The 24,866-nt window shown below is 57.1% G+C and carries 20 protein-coding genes; 13 read left to right on the plus strand and 7 right to left on the minus strand.

Annotated features, from left to right (window positions below; translation table 11 throughout):
• Positions 1–55 precede the first annotated feature (55 nt).
• Complete coding sequence (locus BH714_RS20680; RefSeq protein ID WP_040018820.1) at positions 56–2,197, minus strand: TonB-dependent siderophore receptor; 2,142 nt, start codon at positions 2,195–2,197, stop codon at positions 56–58.
• A gap of 383 nt (positions 2,198–2,580) precedes the next feature.
• On the opposite strand from BH714_RS20680, the gene BH714_RS20685 reads away from it, so the two are divergent.
• Genes BH714_RS20685 through BH714_RS20705 form a run of 5 tightly spaced genes read left to right on the plus strand, consistent with a single transcriptional unit; the run spans position 2,581 to position 7,254 of the window.
• A complete protein-coding gene (locus BH714_RS20685) occupies positions 2,581–3,393 on the plus strand; it encodes an ABC transporter ATP-binding protein (protein ID WP_014171637.1) in 813 nt (270 codons plus the stop codon).
• Entirely contained in the window at positions 3,390–4,373 is a 984-nt protein-coding gene (locus BH714_RS20690; RefSeq protein WP_040018822.1) for a FecCD family ABC transporter permease, read from the plus strand. Before BH714_RS20685 ends, BH714_RS20690 begins: the two co-directional genes overlap by 4 nt.
• Positions 4,370–5,410, plus strand: a complete 1,041-nt coding sequence (locus tag BH714_RS20695; RefSeq protein ID WP_040018823.1) for a FecCD family ABC transporter permease — start codon at positions 4,370–4,372, stop codon at positions 5,408–5,410. The genes BH714_RS20690 and BH714_RS20695 overlap by 4 nt, the downstream gene beginning before the upstream one ends.
• A 9-nt stretch (positions 5,411–5,419) precedes the next feature.
• Positions 5,420–6,370 (plus strand): iron-siderophore ABC transporter substrate-binding protein, encoded by a 951-nt coding sequence (locus tag BH714_RS20700; RefSeq protein ID WP_020883645.1) that lies wholly within the window; start codon positions 5,420–5,422, stop codon positions 6,368–6,370.
• Positions 6,367–7,254, plus strand: coding sequence for a MurR/RpiR family transcriptional regulator (locus BH714_RS20705; RefSeq protein WP_040018824.1), 888 nt, complete (start codon positions 6,367–6,369; stop codon positions 7,252–7,254). The genes BH714_RS20700 and BH714_RS20705 overlap by 4 nt, the downstream gene beginning before the upstream one ends.
• 5 nt (positions 7,255–7,259) lie before the next feature.
• Here the strand turns inward: BH714_RS20705 and BH714_RS20710 are convergent, their stop codons facing one another.
• Positions 7,260–8,099 carry an AraC family transcriptional regulator gene (locus BH714_RS20710; protein WP_032680286.1) on the minus strand — a complete coding sequence of 280 codons (840 nt, stop codon included), beginning with the start codon at positions 8,097–8,099 and terminating at the stop codon, positions 7,260–7,262.
• Between the two features lie 166 nt (positions 8,100–8,265).
• Between BH714_RS20710 and BH714_RS20715 the strand changes: the two genes are divergently transcribed.
• Genes BH714_RS20715 through BH714_RS20725 form a run of 3 tightly spaced genes read left to right on the plus strand, consistent with a single transcriptional unit; the run spans position 8,266 to position 12,593 of the window.
• Positions 8,266–10,080, plus strand: coding sequence for a DUF2264 domain-containing protein (locus tag BH714_RS20715; protein ID WP_040018826.1), 1,815 nt, complete (start codon positions 8,266–8,268; stop codon positions 10,078–10,080).
• A 32-nt stretch (positions 10,081–10,112) separates the two neighbouring features.
• Entirely contained in the window at positions 10,113–11,378 is a 1,266-nt protein-coding gene (locus BH714_RS20720) for an oligosaccharide MFS transporter (RefSeq protein WP_040018827.1), read from the plus strand.
• 27 nt (positions 11,379–11,405) lie between these two features.
• On the plus strand, positions 11,406–12,593 hold the full coding sequence (locus tag BH714_RS20725; RefSeq protein ID WP_020883650.1) for a glycoside hydrolase family 88 protein: 1,188 nt from the start codon (positions 11,406–11,408) through the stop codon (positions 12,591–12,593).
• A gap of 58 nt (positions 12,594–12,651) precedes the next feature.
• On the opposite strand, the gene BH714_RS20730 is transcribed toward BH714_RS20725, so the two are convergent.
• The 4 genes from BH714_RS20730 to qseB all read right to left on the minus strand — a co-directional run bounded on the left by BH714_RS20730 (position 12,652) and on the right by qseB (position 15,689).
• Positions 12,652–12,966 (minus strand): putative quinol monooxygenase, encoded by a 315-nt coding sequence (locus tag BH714_RS20730; RefSeq protein ID WP_014171627.1) that lies wholly within the window; start codon positions 12,964–12,966, stop codon positions 12,652–12,654.
• 30 nt (positions 12,967–12,996) lie between these two features.
• Positions 12,997–13,578 (minus strand): NAD(P)H-dependent oxidoreductase, encoded by a 582-nt coding sequence (locus BH714_RS20735; protein WP_014171626.1) that lies wholly within the window; start codon positions 13,576–13,578, stop codon positions 12,997–12,999.
• Between the two features lie 105 nt (positions 13,579–13,683).
• Entirely contained in the window at positions 13,684–15,033 is a 1,350-nt protein-coding gene (gene qseC / locus BH714_RS20740; protein ID WP_014171625.1) for a quorum sensing histidine kinase QseC, read from the minus strand.
• Entirely contained in the window at positions 15,030–15,689 is a 660-nt protein-coding gene (gene qseB, locus BH714_RS20745) for a quorum sensing response regulator transcription factor QseB (protein WP_040018828.1), read from the minus strand. Before qseB ends, qseC begins: the two co-directional genes overlap by 4 nt.
• 138 nt (positions 15,690–15,827) lie before the next feature.
• On the opposite strand from qseB, the gene BH714_RS20750 reads away from it, so the two are divergent.
• The 4 genes from BH714_RS20750 (at position 15,828) to ftsP (ending at position 20,980) form a co-directional block, all read left to right on the plus strand.
• Positions 15,828–16,229: a YgiW/YdeI family stress tolerance OB fold protein gene (locus tag BH714_RS20750; RefSeq protein ID WP_020883653.1), complete on the plus strand. Its 402-nt coding sequence runs from the start codon at positions 15,828–15,830 to the stop codon at positions 16,227–16,229.
• Positions 16,230–16,347: 118 nt separating this feature from the next.
• On the plus strand, positions 16,348–18,606 hold the full coding sequence (gene parC / locus BH714_RS20755) for a DNA topoisomerase IV subunit A (RefSeq protein ID WP_040018829.1): 2,259 nt from the start codon (positions 16,348–16,350) through the stop codon (positions 18,604–18,606).
• A gap of 164 nt (positions 18,607–18,770) precedes the next feature.
• A complete protein-coding gene (gene plsC, locus BH714_RS20760) occupies positions 18,771–19,508 on the plus strand; it encodes a 1-acylglycerol-3-phosphate O-acyltransferase (RefSeq protein ID WP_020883654.1) in 738 nt (245 codons plus the stop codon).
• A 59-nt stretch (positions 19,509–19,567) separates the two neighbouring features.
• On the plus strand, positions 19,568–20,980 hold the full coding sequence (gene ftsP / locus BH714_RS20765; protein ID WP_040018830.1) for a cell division protein FtsP: 1,413 nt from the start codon (positions 19,568–19,570) through the stop codon (positions 20,978–20,980).
• 33 nt (positions 20,981–21,013) lie between these two features.
• Here the strand turns inward: ftsP and BH714_RS20770 are convergent, their stop codons facing one another.
• Entirely contained in the window at positions 21,014–22,489 is a 1,476-nt protein-coding gene (locus BH714_RS20770; protein ID WP_014171619.1) for a TrkH family potassium uptake protein, read from the minus strand.
• Positions 22,490–22,689: 200 nt separating this feature from the next.
• Here BH714_RS20770 and BH714_RS20775 point away from each other — a divergent pair, with 200 nt between their 5' ends.
• Positions 22,690–24,861 carry a YgiQ family radical SAM protein gene (locus tag BH714_RS20775; RefSeq protein ID WP_040018831.1) on the plus strand — a complete coding sequence of 724 codons (2,172 nt, stop codon included), beginning with the start codon at positions 22,690–22,692 and terminating at the stop codon, positions 24,859–24,861.
• The last annotated feature ends 5 nt before the right edge of the window (positions 24,862–24,866 follow it).

The raw sequence follows: 24,866 nt of genomic DNA on the forward strand, positions 1-24,866 counted from the left end.
GAGAGGGGATGGAACGAAGGCCCGGTAGGCGCTAGCGCCACCGGGCTTTTTTACATCAAAATTCCATCTTCACCGTAAACTGCACTTCACGCGGATCGCCTGGCTGGTTGCCGAGGTTATTGGTCGCAATCGACGAGGTGTAGTAGGTCTTATCAAACAGGTTCTTCACGTTGACCTGCAGCGTCACCGGATACTGTAGCTTCATTTTATAGGCCGCAAAGGCATCAGCAACAACGTACCCTGGCAAATAATAATCCGCACCGTTGGTCGCGGAGCGACGGCTCACGCCGTGTCCACCGCCGCCGATTGTCAGGGTATTCCCGCCGATGACGTTGTGAATATCGTACGTCAGGAACAGCGAACCGGTATGGCGCGGCACGTTTGGTAGCGGTTTGCCGGCGTAGTCCGGGTCTTCCAGCACTTTCGCATCGGTGTAGCCATAGCTGGCAATAATATTGGTGTTCTCGGTCAGAGAGCCAGCCAGATCCACTTCCACACCCTGCGAGCGCACGCGGCCAGCGGTTTTAGCAATGTTTTCACCCGCCACGCTTTCGGTGTACAGCACGTTGCGCTTGTGGATATCAAACAGCGCGATGTTGGCGGTAATGCCGTTGAACAGGTCAAATTTAGCGCCGACTTCGTAGGCATTGGACGTTTCTGGCGGCAGGTCGCCAATGTAGCTCGCGATGGACGATTGCGGCATAAACGTCTGGGCGTAGTTCGCAAACAGCGAGACGGATGGCGTGAGCTTGTAGACCAGCCCCAGCTTCGGCGTCCACTGCTCGTCGCGGCTGTCGGTATTGACGTTGAACGGCCGGCCCTTGCCCGCGTACTGGGTGTAATACTGATAACGCAGCCCCGCGACGGCAATCCATTTATCCGTCAGGTACAGGGCGTCCTGAGCATAAGCGGAGTAACTCTCCTGCTTGAGCGTCTGATCGCTGTCCGCGGCGGAAACGGTCGTACACTTGCTCAGATTGCCGTAAGACGGATGGTAAATATTGAAATCTTTTACATTCTTACAGCGAATCATATCCGTGCGCAGCAGGTCGTAATTCTCATACGACACGCCGGTCAGGATCTCATTGTAAAAGCCCGCTATATCCACGTTCCCCTGCAGGTCTGCACGGGTGGAATGCATGCGCTGCGTTGATCCTTGCGTCGCATCGACACGACGGGTCAGGTTGCCGGTTTTCGCGTCATAGGCCATCACCCGCGCCTGGTTATCGCTGTATTTATCCTGGCTGTAGCTGTAATCGAACTTCGCCGTCCACTGGCTGTTAAGGCGGTATTCCGCGTTGAGCTGCGCCAGATCGGACTGGCCATCGGTAATGTTGAACGGCTCGTCAAAGCGGGTTTTACGGTCAACATTCACCGGCTGTTTGGTCGTGAGATCGAAGATCGTACCGCGATCGAACGGCGTCTTATAATCACGATGTGAATAGAGCGCGGTCACGGTGGCGTCATCGCCAAACCAGGTCAGCGAGGGCGCGATAAAGGTGCTGCGCGCCTTGCCGAAACTTCGCCAGTAATCTTCGTCCTGGTACTCGCCCGTCAGGCGGTAAGCCAGACGCGTTCCTTCAATGGGACCTGTGACATCGAGCTGGCCGGTACCGCCGCCAAAACTTGAGGAGGTGCCCGAGATCGAACCGCCAAACTGTTTTTCCGGGCGTCGGGTGACCACATTGATAAGCCCTCCCGGATCGAGGATGCCGTACAGCGTTGAGGCCGGTCCCTTGAGGACTTCCACACGCTCGGTGGCCGCGTTAAAGCTGCGCGGCAGCACGGTGCGCAGGCCGTTGGTCATGATTGAACCGTCGCGGTTCGCGCCAAATCCACGGCGTACAAACGCATCCTGCGTGCCGCCCAGCGTGTTGGTCTGCACCACGTTACTGACGTTATAGAGGGCTTCATCCAGCGTGGTAGCATGCTGATCTTCCAGCACTTTATCGCTGACAGTATTTACCACCTGCGGGATATCCAGCATCGGCATGTTGGTCAGCGTGGCGGTGGAGGTGTTCAGCGGCTGATAGCCGTTGGTGGCATCGGCCACGGCATTAGGATCGGCGGTGACGGTAAGCGTTTCGCCGTCCTGAGCCGCGGTGTTGTCTGCTGCCTGCACCAGCGGCGCCATAAACAGCAGTGAAAAGAGCGCGCGCCCTTTTACCCCAGAGAGTGAAGGAGTGAACGTAGCCATTACATCTGTTTTCCCGAAATATCCCGCGAATGAAGCGTCACGGAAGAATGTGTGAGTCATTGCCCTTTACGGTCTGCTCGTTAGCCATCGCTGGCATCGAACATGTAATTGAGAATCATTCAATCATGCGCTGATGTAGTAGTAAATGGAAAAAAGCAAAAATCGACTACAGCGGTACTTTCCCTCTAATGCTTAGCGAGGTAAGTAATTAACCTGTTGAAAATAATTAATTAATGCGTTTAGCGGTTTTCCCGTTTCTGCACGATAGCCCTGGGGTTTTAAGGGTGTTTCTTCTCTTGACTACTACATGGCGCAGCGGCAAACTCTCAAAAGAGAATGAGTTTTATTTTTATTTGTTAGTTTTTTATTAAGTTGGCGTTCACGTGGCTCACAACACGAATAAGTCAGGGCTGGTTCTTGAGAACCTCTCTGCTGGCTATCAGAAAAAAATCATCGTCGATGAGATCTCGCTTGCGATCCCCCCACAGAAAATAACCGTTCTGGTGGGCGCGAACGGCTGTGGAAAATCCACGCTACTGAGCACGATCGCACGTCTGCTGCAACCGCTCGGGGGAGCTGCGCTGCTGGATGGCAAAGCCATTCATCAACAGCCAACCAAAGCGGTCGCCCGTCAGCTGGGCATTCTGCCGCAGTCACCGCTGTTGCCGGAAGGGTTAACCGTGTTTGAGCTGGTTTCACGCGGGCGTTTCCCCTGGCAAAATTTTATGCGCCAGTGGAGTGACGAAGACGAGCAGGCCGTGGAAGAGGCACTGCGCCTGACCGGTACGGCGGAGTTTGCCCATTTGCCGGTGGAAAGCCTTTCCGGCGGCCAGCGTCAGCGCTGCTGGATTGCGATGGCGCTGGCGCAGCAAACGCCCTATATCCTGCTCGACGAGCCGACAACGTTTCTTGACCTCCGCTATCAGGTGGAAATCCTTGAACTGCTGCATACGCTGACCCGTCAGCACGGGCGCACCGTCGTGGTGGTGCTGCACGATCTTAACTTCGCGGTGAACTACGGTGATTCCCTGGTCTTTTTACGCCAGGGGAAAGTCGAGGGCGTGCTTCACGAGGGCGATACCTGTACGCCGGAACTGATCAAAGCGGTGTTTGAGGTTGACGTACATATGTCAGTTAATCCGCTCACCGGCAAACCGTTCTTCATGCCGTTTCGCCAGGTCGCAGAAAAATCATGATGCGAACGTCACTGGCTTTTCTGCTCTTTGCGCTGCTGCTGGTGATGGGCGCAATTGCGCACCTGGGCACGGGCGCGCGCGTTATTTCCCCCCTGACGGTCGTGCAGGCTTTTGTCGATTTCGACCCGCGCAATTTCGACCATAACATCATTATCAGGCTGCGCCTGTTACGCCTCCTTGCGGCCATGCTGACCGGCGCTGCACTTGGCGTGGCAGGCGTCTTGCTGCAGTCCGTTATCCGTAACCCGCTGGGTGAGCCACATATTCTGGGGCTGAATGCTGGCGCCGCGCTGGCCGTCGTGCTGACAAGTGCACTCGGGTTCACCCTGCCGTTTGGTCGCCCGTTGATTGCCGCCACCGGCGCCGCCGGGCTGTTTCTGCTGGTACTGATGCTCTCCTCTTCGGGACGCACCGGGTTGACGCCGATGAAAGTCACCTTGTGCGGGGTGGCGATGTCGGCGTTCGCCTCCTCGATTACCGCCACGGTCCTGATCCTCGATGAGCAGACGCTTCTCGCCTTACGCACCTGGCTGGCGGGGGATTTGGCCGGGATAACAGAAGGAACGCTTCGCAGCGCTTCGTGGGCCGCTGGCGCGGGTTTCGCCCTTGCGCTCTGGCTGTCGCCATCACTCAATATGCTGGCACTGGGAGACCGGATGGCCCAGGGGCTTGGCGTATCGCTTCTCAGGACGCGCCTGTTCGCGCTGCTGGCAATCGCGCTGCTGTGCGGCGCGGCAGTCTCCGTTGCCGGGCCGATTGGTTTTATTGGCCTCGTGGTGCCGCAGCTGATACGGCGTCTGGTGACGGTGGATCTGTGCGTGATGGTGCCGCTTTCAGCCCTGTGTGGAGGGTTGGTTTTGCTGCTGGCGGATCTCGCCGCCCGCACGCTGTTTACCCCTTATGAACTGTCGACCGGCATTATGACCGCGCTGGTCGGTGCTCCCGTCTTTATCTTTATGGCCTCGAGGGTGTTCAAATGAGCCGGGCCGGACTGCGCGCGTTGCGTATAGGCACCTTTTCTACGCTGGTACGCCCGAGGGCGCTGGCCTGCCTTGCGCTGATTTCACTCACGGCCTTTATCCTGCTCGGGTTTGGCCTGACGCACGGCTCGCTGCCGATCCCGACGTCGGCCATCGGACGGGCGCTGCTGTATCCGCAAAGTCTGGAGGCGGATACGCGCTACATCGTGATGGATATTCGTCTGCCGCGTCTGCTCATGGCGGTGTTATGCGGTGCCATGCTCGGCATGGCGGGGGCAGCGATGCAGTCTGTCACCCGTAATGGCCTTGCCGACCCGGGGCTTATCGGCGTGAAAGAGGGATGTAGCGCGGCGGTGCTGGTGCTGATTTTTCAGTTCCCGGCGCTCAGCCTGGCCTGGCGACCGCTGGCGGGAATGGCGGGGGGCATACTCACCGCGCTGCTGGTGGTGGCGCTGGCGCGCGATATTTCGCGGCCGCGATTTATCCTGACGGGGATCGGCGTTTCCTGGGCGTTTGCCGCGGCAATGGGGGTCTTCATGACCACCGCCGACGTGCGTGACGTGCAGACGGCGATGCTGTGGCTGGCGGGAAGCCTGCATGCCGCAAACTGGACGCTGGTGGGCATTGCGGCAGCCTGGACGCTGCCGGCATTTGCGCTATTGCTGTTGACCGCGCGCGCCGCAGACGTGGCCCTGATGGGCAACCCCACCGCAACGGGGCTTGGCGTACACACCTCACGGCTGGCGCTGCTGCGTGTGCTTGCCCCGGTGGTGCTGACCGCAGCCTGCGTCTCCTGCGTGGGCAGTATCGGTTTTGTGGGACTGATTGCGCCACATATGGCACGCCTGCTGCTGCGCGGCGGACAAACCGCGCTGCTGGCGGGAAGTGCCGTCCTGGGTGCGCTGCTGGTTCTGCTGGCAGATAACGTCGGACGTCTGGCTTTCCTGCCGCTGCAGTTGCCGGCAGGCGTAGTCATTTCATTGATTGGCGGACCGTTTTTCCTGCTGCTGCTCTGGCAGCGACGGGACAGATTTTAGGGGATGGTGATGCGTATACTTTTTTCGATGTTGTTGCTGGTGGGGTTTACCGTGAGTGCGGCGGAGCCGACGCAGACGTTTACCGACGATCTGAACCGCAAGGTGACTGTGCCCCTTCACCCGAAGCGGATTGTCTCGCTGCACGATCTGGATATCACCATTCCGCTGATTGAGCTCGGCGTGCCGCCAGTGGCAAGCCACGGGCGCACGCGGCCGGACGGTAGCCATTTTCTGCGCGCCAGCGGCATGCTGACGGGCGTTGATTTTGATAACGCCGACATCAAATTTATCGGCTCCGCGGATATCGACATCGAGGCCATCGCCGCTGCAAAGCCGGATCTGATCATCACCGAACCAACCCGTAACACGCCGGTTGAACAGCTGGAGAAAATTGCCCCGACGGTGAGTATCGATCATCTCGATGGCGGCGCGCCGGAGATCTACCGCAAGCTGGCACAGCTCACGGGCACCGAAGCCCGGTTGAAGATCCTTGAACGTCGCTATCAGGAGCAGATTAACGCCCTGAAAGCGACCATCGACACCCGCAACATCACCGTGTCGGTGATACAGGCCAACCAGGGCAAAATCAACGCCATGCACAGCTACCACTCGCTGGGGCGCGTGCTGCGTGACGCAGGATTCACATTCCCGCCGCTGATTGAGTCCATCCCTGACGGCGGTCGAATTGACGTCAGCGCCGAGCGTCTGCCCGAGCTGGATGCAGATTTTGTCTTTGCCACCTGGCGCGGGGATACCGGCGGCAAACCGCAGGATGAGCTGGCAGCGATGGATGCCGTGATGCCTGGCTGGTGTCAGTTCCTCAATGCCTGTCGCACCGGTCACTACATACTGATCTCCCGTGAAGAGGCCATCTCGAACTCCTTTGCCTCCTTAGGCCTGATGGCCGCCCAGGTGCAGTCGCAGATTGCCGGTCGACCGCTGCCGGAGGCGTCACAGTGATCAGAAAAGACAAAGCCCGGGTTGATGTCTATGGCGACCGCTTTCGCTCGCGGGGGCACCAGCTCACGCCGCGCCTGCTGCAGGTTGCGCGTTACATCAATGAAAACCGCGAAGCGGTGATGGAGCAGACGGCGATGGAGATTGCCGCGTTGCTGAAAACCTCGGACGCTACGGTGGTACGCGCCATTCAGGCTCTTGGCTTTGCCGGGCTGCGTGACCTGAAGCAGACTCTGGAGCAGTGGTTTGGGCCGGTGGTCTCCTCCAGCGAAAAAATGTCCACCACGGTGAATACGCTCACCAGCGACGTGAACGCGAGCATCGATTTTGTGCTGGAAGGGCATCAGCATACCTGTGACGTGCTATCCGAGCCGCACAACCGCTACGCAATGGCGCAGGCGGTGTCGTTGCTGGCGCAGGCACGTCAGGTCGCGATCTTTGGGATTGGGGCTTCCGGCATTCTGGCCGAGTACACTTCCCGGCTGTTCAGCCGTATCGGCCTGCCCGCTATTGCGCTCAACCGCACCGGCATTGGTCTGGCAGAGCAACTGATAGCCTTACAGCGCGGCGACGTGCTGGTGATGATGGCGCAAAAATCGGCCCACCGGGAAGGACAAACCACGCTGCGTGAAGCGAAACGGCTGAGTATTCCCACGATACTGCTGACCAATGCTACGGACTCGCGCTTCAGCAAAGAGGCCAGCGTGGTGATCCACGTTCCGCGCGGCGGTGAAAAGGGCAAAATTCCGCTCCACGGCACGGTGCTGCTGTGTCTGGAGATGATCATTTTGTCTGTAGCGTCAATGGAGCCCCAGCGCACCATCAGGTCGATGAAGCGCATTAACGAATTTCATCGCGGGTTAAAACCGGGCAAGAAGAGCGGGTGAGGGGTTCACGCCGCGCCATGATTTTTCCGGTACTGCAGCGGCGTCTCACCAATTCCTTTTTTAAAGGCGCTGATAAACCACGTCACGTCGGAAAATCCCACCTGCGCGGCAATCTCACGCACGCTGGCATCACTGTGCAGCAAGTACTCGCAGGCTTTTCGCAGCCGTAGTGTATTCAGATAGTCGTGGATCTTCTCGCCTGTTTCCGCATGGAATTTTCGCGATACATAGCTGCGTGATTTTCCCAGCTCAGCCGCCAGCGCATCCAGGCGAAATTTCTCCCGATAGTGCTCATCCAGCCAGAACATCACCTGACTTGCTACTCCCTGACTGCTCCCCGGGGCACCGTCGTTATCATCCGGCAGCATGGCAAACAGGCTAATCAACAGCCCGGCAATGTTTTCGCTGTTCAGCGGCGGCTGATAACAGCCAAGAAGATAATCGATATGCTTCTGGCAATGCGCCAGGTCAGCGACCCAGGCCTCGCCGCCACGACGAGACAGCTTCTGCAGACGCTGCTGAGCCTGCGGAAAATCACGCAGGGTTTTCAGTACGGCATGCTGGTCGAGATGAATAATGGTGCGCCTGTAAAGGGCTTCTGCCTTCTCGTCCACCATCACCTTATGCAGGGTAAACGGTGGGAAGAAAAACAGCCGCCCGGGGCGCATGGTGTAATGACGGTTATCGACAATCGCCACGCCAAAGCCTTCTTCCACATAGAGAATTTCCAGACACTGATGCCAGTGGTGATAGCGCACCGTATTGGCGAACAGGCGGCTAAACGACACCACGGTGTCATTTAAGGTAATCAGCTCCAGATGATCGGATGTTGGCGTGTCGCGCATAGTGCAATAAAACTCAACTTTTTCCCGTCAGAATCTCTTTATAAACCACCTTTTTAAATTTTCTTAACTGCGGGTTTATTCATCGCTCTTAGCTGTGACATGGCTAACATTTCTGCCCCGTGCGGATTCACTATGCTTTGCCGCAGTTGATTACGAGGGTGAGCGTATGTGGGCGGCAAACAAAGAAAAATCAAATCCGTTGTCTTCACGCCAGGATATCGTGGCGTCACTGAATACTCTGTTGAGTGCGCTGGATAAGGCGTTTGCGCCGGACAGTTCACGATTTTCGCTGGGCGAAACCTGTGCGCATTACAGCACGGATATCGCGCAGATGGAGGGACTCTCACGTGCGCTATGGGGGCTGTTTCCGCTGCTGGCATCCGGCGATGCCAGCCCCTTTTGCGAAAAATACCTTACCGCGATCAAACTCGGCACCGATCCGCACAGTGACGGTTACTGGGGCGAAACCGGCCCCTACGATCAGCGTCTGGTCGAAATGGCGGCCTACGGTCTGGGGCTTGCCCTGCTGGGGGATAAACTCACCGCGCACTTCACCGGGCGCGAGGTCATGAACCTGCACGCATGGCTCAACCAGAGCGCCCATGCGCAAATGCCGGACAGCAACTGGAACTACTTTGCCATTATGGTGCAGCTCGGTTTTAAGCGCGCCGGGCTGCCGTATGACCAGACGGCGATTGACCGACGGTTTGCGATGATGGAGGCCTATTATCTGGGCGATGGCTGGTATTCCGACGGGCCGGGGCGGCCGAAAGATTATTACATCTCGATGGCATTCCATTTCTACGGCCTGATTTACGCCACCCTGAGCGGTGACGAGGAGAGGGCGCAGGTGCTGCGAGCACGTTCGCGCCTGTTCGCCGAAGACTTTATCTACTGGTCAGCCGCCGACGGTGCCTCGGTACCGTTTGGTCGCAGTCTGACCTATCGCTTTGCAATGGTCGCCTTCTGGAGTGCCGTCGCCTTTTCCGGTCTGGAGGTGTTCACGCCGGGGATTGTGAAGGGCGTCGTGCTGCGCCATCTTCGCTGGTGGCAGCAACAGCCCATCACCGATCGGGACGGCATTCTGACCCTCGGTTTTGCTTACCCGAACCTGGCGATGTGTGAGGACTATAACGCCCCCGGCTCGCCATACTGGGCGCTGAAAACTTACCTGATTCTGGCGATGCCGGAGGACCATCCGTTCTGGCAGGCTGAAGAGCAGCCGCTGCCCGCGCTTGCGGAAAAACGCGTCATCCCGCACGCGCAGCAGATCCTGATGCATGCCGGTCAGTCGCAGCACATCACCCTGCTTACCGCCGGGCAGCTTGAGCTGAATAACTACGTGAATACGGAAGCCAAATACACCAAATTTGCCTACTCCAGCCGCTTTGGTTTCACGATTGAGCGCGGACGGTTTGGCCTGAAACATGCCGCCTGCGACTCCATGCTGCTGCTGGCAGACGGGGATAACTATTTCCGCGGTCGCCGCGAATGTGAAGCGGTGCGGGTCACTGAAGATTATCTCTACTCACGCTGGTCTCCGTGGCATGACGTCCATATCGAGACCTGGCAAGTGCCGTTTGGTGAGTGGCACCTGCGACTGCACCGTATCAACAGCGCCCGTCGACTGAATACGGCGGAGGGCGGTTTTGCGGTGATGAACACTGAACCGCAGATCCGTGAGAACGGATGCTGGCTTGTCGCCGGTAACGGCACCAGCGTGCTGGTCGATCTCTCTCCGGTGGTTAACCGTGAACCGGACAGCATCGTCACACCGCCGAACAGCAGCATTATGTTCCCGGAATGCGCTGCCATTCCGCTGTTGAAAACCACGCTTGCGCAGGGGGAGAGCTGGCTCTGTTGTGCCGCCGTCGCCGGCGAAAGCCAGCCGGTTATGGCAGTCCCACAACTGAATATCAGCGAGAACCGGGTTGTTATCCGCGAGCCCGGCAGTGAGCGACAGCTGTCGTTCTCATTATAAAAACTCTGACCCTACACGTCGGCGAGGATGATATGAAAAAGACCGCTACAACAAACAGAACTGAATATTACAAAATCAGCAGTTTTATATTTCTCTATTTCTTTACCTGGTCTGCCAGTATTGGCCTGCTGGCTATCTGGTTAGGCCAGAAAGCGAACCTCAGTGGTTCGGTGATTGGTACCGTATTTGCGGTGAACGGGATTTTCTCCGTCATTCTGAAGCCCATCTATGGCTATATTCTCGATAAGATCGGCATGAGCAAATACCTGCTCTATTTTGTAGTGGCAATGTCTGCCCTGATGGCGCCGTTCTTTATTTATGTCTATCAGCCGCTGTTAATGTCCAACACGCTGTTGGGGATTATTATTGGCGCACTCTATTTAAGCTTTGCCTGGTATGCGGGCGTGGCGGCGTGCGAATCCTATTCTGACCGTTTTAGCCGTTTAAACGGCATGGAGTTTGGTCAGATCCGGATGTGGGGCTCCCTTGGCTGGGCAGTGGCGTCCTCCTTCTCCGGCCTGCTCTTTAATCTCTCGCCAGCGTATAACTTTATTATGGGCAGCGTGGCATCGGTGGTGATGCTGATTGTCCTGTTGAGCCTGAAAGTGAACACTAACTCCGCACATGCCGGCGAAGTGCTGACGAAAGAGAAAATTGCCCCGTCAGACGTTTACGCGCTGCTGCGTAACCGTAAATTCTGGGCCTTCTGTCTGTACGTAGCCGGTGTGGCGTGGATGATGTTTATCGCCGAGCAGCAGTTTTCGCGTTATTTCGTGACCTTCTTTGATGATATTCACCAGGGCAATGCGGTGTTTGGTTATCTGGGGACCGTGCAGTCGGGAATGGAGTTTGTCATGTATATGGTGATCCCGCTGCTGGTGAACGCTATTGGCGCCAAACGTGGGCTGTTAATTGTCGGGCTGGTGGTCGGTGCGCGTCTGATTATTTCCGGTCTGTGTGATTCACATCTGTTAATTTCCATTCTTAAGCCGCTGTACGGTCTGGAAATTTGTCTGCTGCTGGTCTCCGTCTTTAAATATATTGCCGAACATTTCGATAAGCGCGTTAACGCCACCATGTATTTGCTGGGATATCAGGCGATGCTGTACGTCGGCAATGTCGTGGTCTCGTCGCCTGCCGGCTATATGTATGACCGCATCGGTTTCGAGAACACCTATATCATCATGGGCGCCACGGCGCTGATCTTCACGTTTATTTCTGCCTTTACGTTATCGGCCTGCCAGAGTAAATGGCGCGGCCCACGCTCGCTGAACGTAGCAGAACCCTCATCACGATAATTAAGCCGTCAAAGAAGGAACCGAAATATGTTAAGTCGTATCGCAGAGGAACGCCTGCCCGCTATCCCCGTGCCCGTTGATTCGCGCGTATTCCGCGATGAACTGAGTTCAGCACGCGACCATGTCCTTGCGCTGATTAGCCGCCATTTAACGGCGTTTGGTGAGCAGTTCCCGGCGGAAACCTGCCAGCAGGGTTTTTATCCGCTGACCGACAACGTGGAGTGGACCACCAGCTTCTGGACCGGGCAGCTGTGGCTGGCGTGGGAGATGAGCGGCGAAGCGAAATTCCGCGCGATGGCGGAAAAACATGTGCGCTCGTTTGGCCTGCGTATCGCCGGGCGCCACGACACTAACACCCACGATCTGGGCTTTTTGTATACGCTCTCCTGCGTGGCGGCCTGGCGACTGACCGGTAACCGTGAGGCGCGTGGCTTCTCGCTGCTGGCGGCAGAGGCGCTGCTGGAGCGCTTCCACGAGAAGGCAAAAATTATTCAGGCGTGGGGCGATCTGGCTGACCCGGAACAGGCCGGGCGGATGATTATCGACTGCAATATGAACCTGCCGCTGCTCTACTGGGCGAGCGAACAGACGGGCGATCCGCGCTTTGCCGATGCTGCTAAAGCACACGTGATGCAGGCAGCGAGGTACCTTATCCGTGAAGATGCCTCAACGTTCCACACCTACTATATGGATGTGCACACCGGCGCGCCGCGCTACGGCAATACTCAGCAAGGCTATGCCGATGACTCCTGCTGGTCACGCGGGCAGGCGTGGGGAATTTACGGCTTCCTGTTGAGCTACATCTATACCGGTGATGCGACGATGATTGCCCTGTCGAAACGGCTGGCGAACTACTTCCTCAACCGTCTGCCGGAAGATTACGTCTGCCACTGGGATCTGGCGCTGGTCGGCACGGATGCGCTACGCGACGCGTCCTCGGCGGCGATTGCGGTATGTGGCCTGCTGGAGCTGGTGAAGCATCTGCCGGTGACCGACCCGGATCGCGAGCGGTATTCTGAATGGGCAAAAGGAATGATGTCGTCACTGACGAAACACTACCTGATGGGCAAAGACGAGAAGGGCACAGGGCTGCTGAAGCACTCCGTTTATCATCTGGCAAGCAATAAAGGCGTGGACGAGTGCGCGAGCTGGGGGGACTACTTCTACGTGGAGGCGCTGGTCAGGTTTACCCAAAGCTGGAAGTTGTACTGGTAATATGCCTCCCTGACCCTCTCCCGAAAGGGGGAGGGCAGGAATCAGGAACAGGGTAAACTTACACCCCTTGCTCCAGAATGCGGATATGCGTTTCCAGCACATCGCCCTTCACCGCGTCGCTCCACGCTTTCATGTGCGCGGTCTGCAGATGGGCTTCAAGATGGGCCACGGTTTCCCACTGCTCAATCATAATGATCGAGTCTGGGGCAGTAGCCTGGAAGCTGGCGGTGGTGGTGGCGTCGACCATCGGCGCGTAGCCGTGGCAGCCTTCTTCCTTCAGTACAGTGGGGATAATTTTCACGAACTCATCCAGCACCGCCTGGCGGTGATGTTGGCCTGGACGAGTACGGATTTCAGCAATAACAGTAAGCATGGTTAACTCCTTCTAATTCCAGGTTACCAGTTAAGCAAAAATTTCCGCGAGATGCTTGCGATATTCTGCGATATAGCGCGGGACGTCAGGCATTTTGATGACGTCGTTAACGATAAAGGTTGGCAGCGGCGTCATTCCGAGGAACTGGTTAGCTTTGTGGAACGGCAGATACGCGCCGTCAACGCCCACCCCTTCAAAGAACTGATCTTTCTCGGTGAACGCTTCCAGCGGTGCGTTCCAGGTCAGGGACAGCATATATTTTTTGCCCTGAATCAGGCCGCCAGAACCGTATTTTTTGGATGCGTCGGAGCGGGTGCGACCGTCGCTGGCGTACAGTGCGCCATGGCCTTCGGTGAAGACATCATCCATGTATTTTTTCACGGTCCAGGGGGCGCCCATCCACCAGCCAGGCATCTGCCAGATAATCACGTCAGCCCACAGGAAGTTCTGCACTTCCGCGTTGACATCGTAATCGCTGTCCGCGCGCACGACCTTAACATCATGCCCGGCGTCGCGCAGAAAACCGTCCGCGACCTCGGTCAGGGTGTCATTCAGTTGGCCTTTAGAGTGCGCAAATTCTTTTGCACCGTTGATAATCAGAATGTTGCTCATGAGGTGTCCTCGAAGATGAAAGTATGGCGAGGATTTTACGCGCGCGAGCGATGCGGTTAAATGAGCAAAATGTGCAAAGTCTTTTGCATTAAACGCAATAATCCCTTACCAGCTGACCTTCACTTCGAAGCCGCCTTCTGCCGCATTGCCCAGCGCGACGCGCATACCATGCAGGGCGGCAATGCGCCTGACGATAGATAACCCCAGGCCGCTACCCGTTGCATCCTGTCCCGGTGGGCGATAAAAACGCTCGCCAATACGCGCCAGCGCATCGGTGGAAACGCCGGGGCCGGTGTCACGCACGGTAAAACGCCGGGTGTCCAGCGTGACGTCCACCACGCTGCCATGCGGGCTATAACGCACGGCGTTGTCCAGCAGGTTACGCACCAGCAGGCTCAGCAGCAGCGGCTGGCCCTGACGTGTGACCTGCGGGGCATGAATGTTCAGGCGAATATCAATCCCGGCCTGCTGTGCCGGATGCCAGATATCCAGCACCGCCGACTGCAGGAGATCGGCCATCACGATCGGTTCGATATCGTCGAGGTTATCCAGCGAGTCCAGACGCGACAGCGTAAGGAGCTGATCCACCAGCCGGGATGCGCGATCGATACCCGCATGCAGCTGCGCCAGCGCTTTTTGCTGCGCCTGCGGATCGTCCTGATACAGTTGCGCCACGTCGGTTTGCACCTTCAGGGCCGCGAGAGGGCTGCGTAGCTCGTGCGCGGCATCTGAGGTAAAACGACGCTCGCGGGTCATCATCTCCTGGGTTCGCGTGAACAGATGGTTCAGCGAGTCGAGCAGCGGGCGCACCTCAGTGGGAACCCCCTGAGTCGGGAGCGCGTCGGTGGCATCCGGTGAGCGGGAGCGCAGGGTCTGCGCCAGTTTTTTTAACGGTTTCAGTTCCCGGCTCAGCAGAACGATCAGCAACAACAGCATCAGGGGCAGCGCCACCAGCCACGGGGTCAACTGGGAGCTGACCACATCTACCGCCATCTCCTGGCGATACTCCCACTCCTGGCCGACCACCACGCGGTACTTCCCGTCGGGTGAGGTGAGCCATAGAAAACGCCACTCGTCGTTGTCGCCCTGTAGCCGTCCATTATCAAACCCGTCACGGCGATAGTGGTACGGAATGTCCCGCCCGTTTTCGCCGTCATTTAACATCATCTTGCCGTCGGTGGCGTAGATGGCGAAGGCCAGCGCGTCGTCATCCAGACGACCATGTTTCGCTTTTTTGGGGATCTCACGCATCCGTTCGGGGGCCCGGATCTCATCCAGATCCATGGTCAACAGCCGTTTGGCAAACAGCATCTGCTGCGTATCGAACAGCTTATCCAGCGTGTGGGTGGTCTGCTGCCAGGCGACCAGGCTTGCGGCAAACCACGCCGTCAGCGATAGCACTAAAAAGAGGAGCGTCAGGCGCAGCTTCAGGCTCAGGCGTTGAGTCAGTTTCATGCGTCACCCAGGGTATAGCCGATACCGTGCACGGTGCGGATAAATTCGCTGCCCAGTTTACGACGAAGATGGTGGACGTGGACTTCAACGGCGTTGCTGGAGACGTCGTCGTCCCAGGTGTAGAGCTTTTCCTCGATCAGCTTGCGCGGCAGCACGCGGCCCGCGTTACGCATCAGCAGCTCCAGCAGGGCGAACTCTTTCGGCTTGAGCGTCAGCGTTTCGCCGTCCAGCGTGGCCACGAGACTGGTGGGATCGAGCGTGACCTTTCCATGGTGCAACTCGCTGCGGGTCTGGCCGTGGCTTCGGCGCACCAGCGCCTCAAGGCGGGCAGCCACTTCGATCAGTGCAAAGGGCTTGCACAGGTAATCATCCGCCCCCAGACGCAGCCCTTCGACACGCTGGTTCAACGCATCCCGCGCCGTCAGAATCAATACCGGCTCGCGGCGTCCGCTTTCGCGCCAGGCGCGCAGAATCTCCAGTCCGTCGATTTCCGGCAGCGTCAGATCCAGCACTACGGCATCATACGGTGCAGAATGAAGCGCGGTCTGGCCGGTTTTTCCGTCGGTGAACCAGTCCACGCTAAAGCCCATTTTGCTTAAACCCGCCTTGATGCCATCGCCGATCAACTTGTCGTCTTCAACCAGTAAAATGCGCATGTTCCCTCCTTGATAACGTCAGTAAACCCTCTGCATCAGCCTGCTGTACAGTAATAATAAATAAATTTTTCCCTTAAGAAGTTGTTAAGGTTTACCCTGTTAAATGGACTGCGAAACCACATTAAAGGGAGAGTTAATATGAAAAAATTCGCTGCGATTGCCGCCATCATGATGATGACCACTGCCCCTGTTTTTGCTGCACAGGGCGGATTTAACGGCCCCTCTGCCGCACAAACCCAGGCCCAGACGCAGGCGGGCGGTTTTGTCGATAATGACGCGAACCTCACCACCGCGGTGAAAGTGAAGGACATGAAGGACGACAGCTGGGTGAAGCTGCGCGGGAACATCACTCAGCGCCTGTCTGATGACCGCTACACCTTCCGCGATGAGACCGGTACGGTTAACGTGGAGATTGACCACAAGCGCTGGAACGGCGTGACCGTAACCCCGCAGGATAAGGTGGAAATTCAGGGTAAAGTCGATAAAGAGTGGAACGATTTTGAAATCGACGTGAAGCAGGTTATCAAACTGAACAAATAACCCCGAAAGGGCCGCGGATGCGGCCCTTTTTCTTTGTGACTCAACACGCCAGATAAGGTAGTATCTGCGGCAATATTGCCTGAAACCTTTCGGTTTCTGAGTTGAGGAATCACACATAATGAGCGATATGGCAGAGCGCCTCGCGCTACATGAATTCACGGAAAACGCCTACCTGAACTACTCCATGTACGTCATTATGGACAGGGCGTTGCCGTTTATCGGGGATGGCCTGAAGCCCGTTCAGCGCCGCATCGTCTATGCGATGTCCGAGCTGGGGCTGAATGCGACCGCCAAGTTCAAAAAATCCGCCCGTACCGTCGGTGACGTACTGGGTAAATACCATCCGCACGGCGACAGCGCCTGTTATGAAGCGATGGTGCTGATGGCACAGCCGTTCTCTTACCGTTATCCGCTGGTGGATGGTCAGGGGAACTGGGGGGCGCCGGACGATCCGAAATCCTTCGCAGCGATGCGTTATACCGAATCCCGTCTCTCCCGCTACGCTGAAGTGCTGCTGGGCGAGCTGGGTCAGGGAACTGTGGACTGGGTGCCAAACTTCGACGGTACGATGCAGGAGCCGAAAATGCTGCCTGCGCGTCTGCCGAACATCCTGCTGAACGGCACTACCGGTATCGCGGTGGGTATGGCGACGGACATTCCGCCGCACAACCTGCGTGAAGTGGCGAAAGCCGCCATCACCCTGATTGAACAGCCGAAAACCACGCTGGACGATCTGCTGGATATCGTGCAGGGGCCGGACTACCCGACCGAGGCCGAAATCATCACCTCGCGCGCGGAAATCCGCAAAATCTACCAGAACGGCCGCGGCTCCGTGCGCATGCGTGCGGTGTGGACCAAAGAGGACGGCGCAGTGGTCATCACCGCGCTGCCGCACCAGGTCTCCGGCGCGAAAGTGCTGGAACAGATTGCCTCCCAGATGCGCAATAAAAAGCTGCCGATGGTGGATGACCTGCGCGACGAATCCGACCACGAAAACCCGACGCGTCTGGTGATCGTGCCGCGTTCCAACCGCGTGGATATGGAGCAGGTGATGAACCACCTGTTTGCCACCACCGATCTGGAAAAAAGCTACCGCATCAACCTGAACATGATCGGCCTCGACGGTCGTCCTGCAGTGAAAAACCTGCTGGAGATCCTGAGCGAATGGCTGACGTTCCGCCGCGATACCGTTCGCCGCCGTCTGAACTATCGACTGGAAAAAGTGCTTAAACGCCTGCACATCCTTGAAGGTTTGCTGGTGGCGTTCCTCAATATCGACGAAGTTATTGAGATAATCCGTTCCGAGGACGAGCCGAAGCCGGCGCTGATGTCGCGCTTTGACATCAGTGAAACCCAGGCCGAAGCGATCCTTGAGCTGAAACTGCGTCATCTCGCCAAACTCGAAGAGATGAAGATCCGCGGTGAGCAGAACGAACTTGAAAAAGAGCGCGATCAGCTGCAGGCGATCCTCGCGTCCGAACGCAAGATGAACAACCTGCTCAAGAAAGAGCTGCAGGCTGACGCCGATGCATTCGGTGACGACCGTCGTTCTCCGCTGCATGAGCGCGAAGAAGCGAAGGCGATGAATGAGCACGACATGCAGCCATCTGAGCCGGTCACCATTGTGCTGTCTCAGAGCGGCTGGGTGCGCAGTGCTAAAGGTCACGATATCGACGCGCCAGGGTTGAGCTACAAGGCGGGCGATAGCTTTAAAGCGGCCGTGAAAGGTAAGAGCAACCAGCCGGTCGCCTTTATCGACTCGACGGGGCGCAGCTACGCCATTGACCCGATCACGCTGCCTTCTGCCCGCGGACAGGGCGAACCGCTTACCGGTAAGCTGACGCTGCCGCCGGGTGCGACGGTTGACCATATGCTGATGGAAGCCGATGACCAGAAACTGCTGCTGGCGTCTGACGCGGGGTACGGCTTTATCTGTACCTTTAACGATCTTGTTTCCCGCAACCGTGCCGGTAAGGCGCTGATCAGCCTGCCTGACAACGCGCATGTGATGCCGCCGCTGGTGGTGGAAAACGACAGCGATATGCTGCTGGCGATCACTGCCGCCGGACGTATGCTGATGTTCCCGGTCAGCGACCTGCCGGAATTGTCAAAAGGCAAGGGCAACAAGATCATCAGCATCCCGTCAGCGGAAGCGGCGAAAGGGGTAGATGGTCTGGCGCACCTCTTTATTCTGCCGCCGCAGAGCACGCTGACCATTCATGTCGGCAAACGTAAAATCAAGCTTCGTCCGGAAGAGTTGCAGAAAGTGGTGGGCGAGCGCGGTCGACGCGGCTCGCTGATGCGCGGCCTGCAGCGTATTGACCGCGTGGAGATTGACTCTCCTGCGCGCAGTACCGCGGGCGACAGCGAAGAGTAACGCCGTTATCTCCCCCTCTGTTCCGGAGGGGGAATTTCAATAAAATTTCCCGTAAAATCGTTGTTAATTCGTGCGTTGCGATTAACAATACGCGCTCGTAATAAAGTCCTTACCTGGCCACAGGTGAAGTATAATTGTCAGCTGTCAGGGCTTCAGAGGTCGCTATGCTATTCATTGTTCGTTTAATTCTTACCATTATTTACTGCATTCTGGTCTGTATTTTCGGCTCTATTTATTGCCTGTTCAGTCCGCGCAATCCGAAACATGTCGCCACCTTCGGCCATATGTTCGGCCGCCTTGCGCCGCTGTTTGGCCTGAAGGTTGAAAAACGCCTGCCGGAAGGGGCTGAGAACTTCGGTAACGCCATCTTTATCGCTAACCATCAGAACAACTACGATATGGTGACGGCCTCCAACATTGTTCTGCCACCGACCGTGACCGTGGGCAAAAAGAGCCTGCTGTGGATCCCTTTTTTCGGCCAGCTGTACTGGCTGACCGGTAACCTGCTGATTGACCGTAACAACCGCGCGAAAGCGCACAGCACTATTGCTGAAGTGGTTAATCACTTCAAAAAGCGCAGGATCTCAATCTGGATGTTCCCGGAAGGGACGCGCAGCCGTGGTCGTGGCCTGCTGCCGTTCAAAACCGGTGCGTTTCATGCTGCAATTGCGGCAGGTGTTCCAATTATTCCTGTGTGTGTTTCCAATACTTCTAATAAGATTAATCTTAACCGCCTGAATAACGGGCTGGTGATTGTCGAAATGCTGCCGCCGGTGGATACCAGCAAATACGGTAAAGATCAGGTTCGCGAGCTGGCAGCACACTGCCGTGAACTGATGGCTCAGCATATTGCGCTGCTCGACAAAGAAGTCGCAGAGAGAGAAGCCGCCGGTAAGAAGTAAGCCGGCGTTAAAAGGGAAAACGAATTCCCGCGTTGTTAGTCGTTTCAGATGGAGCTTATATGTCATTCAGTCGGCGTCAGTTTATTCAGGCTTCCGGGATCGCCCTTTGTGCGGGTGCGCTGCCGCTGACAGCCAACGCCGCCGGGCAGCAACAGCCGCTGCCCATTCCGCCGTTAATAGAATCCCGTCGCGGGCAGCCGCTTTTCCTGACGCTACAGCGCAGCCACTGGTCCTTTACCCAGGGCACGCGTGCGCCGGTGTGGGGCATTAACGGGCGTTACCTTGGGCCGACCATACGCGTGTGGAATGGCGATGACGTTAAGCTGATCTACAGTAACCGTACGACAGAAAATGTCGCCATGACCATCAGTGGTTTACAGGTGCCTGGCCCGCTGCTTGGCGGCGCGGCGCGCATGATGTCGCCTAACGCTGACTGGGCGCCCGTTCTGCCGATTCGTCAGAGCGCGGCGACGCTCTGGTATCATGCCAATACCCCTAACCGCACGGCCCAGCAGGTGTATAACGGCCTGGCCGGCATGTGGCTGGTGGAAGATGAAATCAGTAAATCCCTGCCAATCCCGAACCACTATGGCGTGGATGATTTTCCGGTCATTATTCAGGACAAACGGCTGGATAATTTCGGCACGCCGGAATACAGCGAGCCGGGCAGCGGTGGCTTCGTTGGCGATACGCTGCTGGTTAACGGCGCGCAAAGTCCGTATGTTGAAGTGTCGCGCGGATGGGTACGTCTGCGTCTGCTGAACGCCTCTAACTCGCGCCGCTACCAGCTGCAAATGAGCGATGGCCGCGCGCTACACGTCATCTCCGGCGACCAGGGCTTTTTACCGGCCCCGGTTTCCGTGAAGCAGCTGGCGCTGTCGCCAGGCGAACGCCGCGAAATCCTTATTGATATGACCAACGGTGATGAGGTGTCGATCACCTGTGGCGAAGCGGCCAGCATTGTGGACCGCATTCGCGGTTTCTTTGAGCCGTCGAGTATCCTGGTCTCCACCCTGGTGCTGACCCTGCGTCCTACCGGCCTGCTGCCGCTGGTGACCGACAGCCTGCCGATGCGCCTGCTACCGCAGGAGATCATGAGCGGTTCGCCGGTGCGCAGCCGCGATATCAACCTGGGCGACGACCCGGGGATCAACGGCACGCTGTGGGACGTTAACCGTATCGATATTACCGCGCAGCAGGGTACCTGGGAGCGTTGGACGGTTCGCTCGGACATGCCGCAGTCGTTCCATATCGAAGGGGTGAGTTTCCTGATCCGCAACGTCAATGGCGCGATGCCGTTCCCCGAAGACAGGGGCTGGAAGGATACCGTCTGGGTGGATGGGCAGGTCGAACTGCTGGTCTACTACGGACAGCCTTCGTGGCCGCACTTCCCGTTCCTGTTCCACAGCCAGACGCTGGAGATGATGGACAGGGGTTCCGTCGGCCAGATGCTGGTCAACCCGGCACCCTAAACCACGATACGATTCCCGGTTCGCCGGGAATGTTTATGCCCGCCAGAAAAAGCGTGAGCACAGGATCAGCACCGGATAAATTTCCAGACGTCCCATAATCATCGCCGCACACATCAACAGCTTGGCCTCGTCTTTTAACGTCCCGAAGGTCGATGCCGTTTCGCCGAACCCCAGCCCCATATTGTTAATGCAGGCCGCAACGGTGGCAAATGACGTGAACAGATCGTATCCCAGCAGGTTCAGCGCCCAGACGAAAAAGCCCGTTATCATCACGTAGAGAAAAAAGAAGCTCCACACCGAGCGCAGAACGCGTTCATTCACGACGCTTTTGCCGACCTTAATACTCAGCAGCGCGCGCGGATGCGCGAGTTGATTCATCTCCTGAATACACTGTTTAAACATGATGAGAAAACGCAGCGCTTTGATCCCGCCGCAGGTAGAGCCGACGCAGCCGCCAAAAAAGCTGGCGCTCAACAGCAGGAAAATGGTGTGGGGAGGCCAGTGAGCGTAATCGGCCGTCGAAAGACCGTTGTCGGTCATCATGGAGCTGGCCAGAAAGAAGGCATGTACCAGGCTGTCGGTGCCGTTGTACATCCCCGCGTGCCACACCTGCCAGGCGGTGATGGCGATAATGACGGTGGCGGCACCGAGAAAGAATTTCACCTCCGGGCTGCGCCGAATCGGTTTCAGCGTGCGGCGCGCGATGACGACATACCAGAGGGTAAAGTTAAACGCGGAAAGCAGTGAAAAAGCCCCGGCGACAAGCTCAATCGCGTGGCTGTCGTAAAACCCGATGCTCTCACTTCGGGTTGAAAACCCACCCAATGAGACGGTGGAAAGCCCGTGACAGACGGCGTCAAAAAAGGGCATGCCCGCCAGCCAGTACGCCAGCGTGCAGACCAGTCCCAGCGCCAGATAGGTTACCCACAGCGTACGCGCGGTATCGGCGAGTCGGGGCGTCAGGCGCTCCTCCTTGAACGGCCCAGGCATTTCCGACTGATACAGCTTCATGCCACCGATACCGAGCAGCGGCAGGACCGCGACGGCCAGTACGATGACCCCTAATCCGCCAATGAAATTGAGCTGAGCGCGGTAATAAAGGTACGACTTCGGCAGGGCACTGACGTCTCCAATCACCGTCGCCCCGGTGGTGGTGATCCCTGAGACCCCTTCAAAGAGCGCATCGGAAAAGGAGAGTTGCAGACCGTCATCCATCCATAACGGCATGGCGCTAATCAATGAAAACAGCAGCCAGAACAGAACGATAATCACGAAACCGTCACGGGTGCGCAGCTGTATACCGGAATGACGTGTTGCCCGCCAGGTGAGTCCGCCAAGGGTAAAAAAGGTCAAAAAGGTGGTTAAAAAAGCAAAGTAGGTTCGCTCTTTATTCAGCAGGGCGATAACCATCGGCGGCAGCATGGACAGGCTGTACAGAAGAACCAGAAAACCGCAGAGGTGAAGCACAACCCGCAGCTGGGACACATGTAACGAATCGTTGAACTTCACAAAGAAACTCCGTGCCAGAATGCATCCCGGTAACTGATTACCGCAAGATATAGTGGATATTATGATCCAAAATTAACAGTGCGCTGTATTTTAACGGCTTCCAGGATTTTCTGTTTACTTCTTGCATCCTTTTCTTCAAATCCGGCAGACTAACAGCGTATAATCCCGCTCCTTTTGTCTATTTTTTCTTCGGAAGCACTATGAGCGCAATTTCCCTGATCCAGCCGGATCGTGACCTCTTCTCCTGGCCCCAGTACTGGGCGGCCTGCTTTGGACCGGCACCGTTCCTGCCGATGTCCCGGGAAGAGATGGACCAACTGGGCTGGGACAGCTGCGATATCATTCTGGTGACGGGCGATGCCTATGTCGACCACCCGAGCTTTGGCATGGCTATCTGTGGCCGTATGCTTGAAGCGCAGGGCTTCCGTGTGGGGATCATCGCCCAGCCTGACTGGAACAGCAAAGACGACTTTATGCGTCTGGGGAAACCCAACCTGTTCTTCGGCGTGACCGCAGGCAACATGGACTCGATGATCAACCGCTATACCGCCGACCGTAAGCTGCGTCATGACGATGCCTACACGCCGGATAACGTCGCGGGTAAACGTCCTGACCGTGCGACGCTGGTCTACACCCAACGCTGCAAAGAAGCCTGGAAAGACGTGCCGGTTATCCTGGGCGGCATCGAGGCGAGTCTGCGCCGTACCGCGCACTACGACTACTGGTCAGACACCGTGCGCCGTTCGGTGCTGGTGGATTCCAAAGCCGATATGCTGATTTACGGTAACGGTGAACGTCCGCTGGTGGAAGTGGCGCACCGTCTCTCACAGGGTGAGCCGGTGAGCAGCATCCGCGACGTGCGCAACACCGCGATCATGGTGAAAGAGGCGCTGCCGGGCTGGAGCGGGGTGGATTCCCGTATCATTGATATGCCGGGTAAAATCGACCCGATCCCGCACCCGTACGGCGACGATCTGCCGTGTGCGGATAACAAACCGGTAGAGCCAAAGAAAGCCGAAACGAAAGCTATCGTTGTTCAGCCGCCGCGCCCGAAACCGTGGGAAAAAACCTACGTGCTGCTGCCTTCCTTTGAGAAGGTCAAAGCCGATAAAGTGCTCTACGCGCATGCGTCCCGTATTCTGCACCACGAAACCAACCCGGGCTGCGCGCGTGCGCTGATGCAAAAGCACGGCGAGCGCTTTATCTGGATCAACCCGCCGGCAATCCCGCTTTCCACCGAAGAGATGGACAGCGTCTTCGCGCTGCCGTACAAACGCGTGCCGCATCCGGCATACGGCGAGCGCCGAATCCCGGCGTATGAGATGATCCGTTTCTCAATAAACATCATGCGCGGCTGCTTCGGCGGCTGCTCCTTCTGCTCCATTACCGAGCACGAAGGGCGCATTATTCAGAGTCGCTCCGAAGATTCGATCATCAATGAGATCGAAGCCATTCGCGATACCGTGCCTGGCTTCACCGGGGTGATCTCCGATCTGGGCGGTCCGACTGCCAACATGTACATGCTGCGCTGTAAGTCACCGCGCGCGGAACAGACCTGCCGTCGTCTGTCGTGTGTGTATCCGGATATCTGTCAGCACATGGATACCAACCATGAACCGACGATCAACCTTTATCGTCGTGCGCGTGACCTGAAAGGGATCAAGAAGATCCTGATCGCCTCCGGGGTACGTTACGATATCGCCGTGGAAGATCCGCGCTACATCAAAGAGCTGGCGACGCATCACGTGGGTGGCTACCTGAAGATTGCCCCTGAGCATACCGAAGAAGGCCCGCTGTCCAAGATGATGAAGCCGGGTATGGGCAGCTACGATCGCTTTAAAGAGCTGTTTGACACCTACTCGAAGCAGGCGGGTAAAGAGCAGTATCTGATCCCATACTTCATCTCCGCGCACCCCGGCACGCGCGATGAGGACATGGTGAACCTGGCGCTGTGGCTGAAACAGCGTCGCTTCCGTCTGGATCAGGTGCAGAACTTCTATCCATCACCGCTCGCAAACTCAACGACCATGTATTACACCGGCAAGAACCCGCTGGGTAAAATTGGCTATAAGAGTGAAGATGTGGTGGTGCCGAAAGGGGATAAACAGCGCCGTCTGCATAAAGCACTGCTGCGCTACCACGATCCGGCTAACTGGCCGCTGATCCGTCAGGCGCTGGAAGATATGGGTAAAAAGCATCTGATCGGCTCGCGCCGCGACTGCCTGGTGCCTGCGCCTACGCTTGATGAGATGCGTGAAGCGCGCCGCCAGAACCGCCATACGCGCCCGGCATTGACCAAGCACACGCCGATTGTGCATCAGCGTTCAAACGGTAACGTCAGTGCGAAGAAACCCGTGAAACGTAAAGCGTAAAAAAT

Origin of the sequence: Enterobacter ludwigii, from assembly GCF_001750725.1 — a bacterium.
In the GTDB taxonomy this organism is placed as follows: domain Bacteria; phylum Pseudomonadota; class Gammaproteobacteria; order Enterobacterales; family Enterobacteriaceae; genus Enterobacter; species Enterobacter ludwigii.

Excerpts from the sequence above, each read along its gene's own strand:
- BH714_RS20680 (WP_040018820.1), bottom strand. The coding sequence starts at position 2,197 with ATGGCTACGTTCACTCCTTCACTCTCTGGGGTAAAAGGGCGCGCGCTC.
- BH714_RS20750 (WP_020883653.1), top strand. The coding sequence starts at position 15,828 with ATGAAAAAATTCGCTGCGATTGCCGCCATCATGATGATGACCACTGCC.
- qseB (WP_040018828.1), bottom strand. The coding sequence starts at position 15,689 with ATGCGCATTTTACTGGTTGAAGACGACAAGTTGATCGGCGATGGCATC.
- BH714_RS20690 (WP_040018822.1), top strand. The coding sequence starts at position 3,390 with ATGATGCGAACGTCACTGGCTTTTCTGCTCTTTGCGCTGCTGCTGGTG.
- qseC (WP_014171625.1), bottom strand. The coding sequence starts at position 15,033 with ATGAAACTGACTCAACGCCTGAGCCTGAAGCTGCGCCTGACGCTCCTC.
- BH714_RS20715 (WP_040018826.1), top strand. The coding sequence starts at position 8,266 with ATGTGGGCGGCAAACAAAGAAAAATCAAATCCGTTGTCTTCACGCCAG.
- BH714_RS20775 (WP_040018831.1), top strand. The coding sequence starts at position 22,690 with ATGAGCGCAATTTCCCTGATCCAGCCGGATCGTGACCTCTTCTCCTGG.
- BH714_RS20710 (WP_032680286.1), bottom strand. The coding sequence starts at position 8,099 with ATGCGCGACACGCCAACATCCGATCATCTGGAGCTGATTACCTTAAAT.
- plsC (WP_020883654.1), top strand. The coding sequence starts at position 18,771 with ATGCTATTCATTGTTCGTTTAATTCTTACCATTATTTACTGCATTCTG.
- BH714_RS20735 (WP_014171626.1), bottom strand. The coding sequence starts at position 13,578 with ATGAGCAACATTCTGATTATCAACGGTGCAAAAGAATTTGCGCACTCT.
- BH714_RS20700 (WP_020883645.1), top strand. The coding sequence starts at position 5,420 with ATGCGTATACTTTTTTCGATGTTGTTGCTGGTGGGGTTTACCGTGAGT.
- BH714_RS20695 (WP_040018823.1), top strand. The coding sequence starts at position 4,370 with ATGAGCCGGGCCGGACTGCGCGCGTTGCGTATAGGCACCTTTTCTACG.
- BH714_RS20720 (WP_040018827.1), top strand. The coding sequence starts at position 10,113 with ATGAAAAAGACCGCTACAACAAACAGAACTGAATATTACAAAATCAGC.
- BH714_RS20730 (WP_014171627.1), bottom strand. The coding sequence starts at position 12,966 with ATGCTTACTGTTATTGCTGAAATCCGTACTCGTCCAGGCCAACATCAC.
- parC (WP_040018829.1), top strand. The coding sequence starts at position 16,348 with ATGAGCGATATGGCAGAGCGCCTCGCGCTACATGAATTCACGGAAAAC.
- ftsP (WP_040018830.1), top strand. The coding sequence starts at position 19,568 with ATGTCATTCAGTCGGCGTCAGTTTATTCAGGCTTCCGGGATCGCCCTT.
- BH714_RS20725 (WP_020883650.1), top strand. The coding sequence starts at position 11,406 with ATGTTAAGTCGTATCGCAGAGGAACGCCTGCCCGCTATCCCCGTGCCC.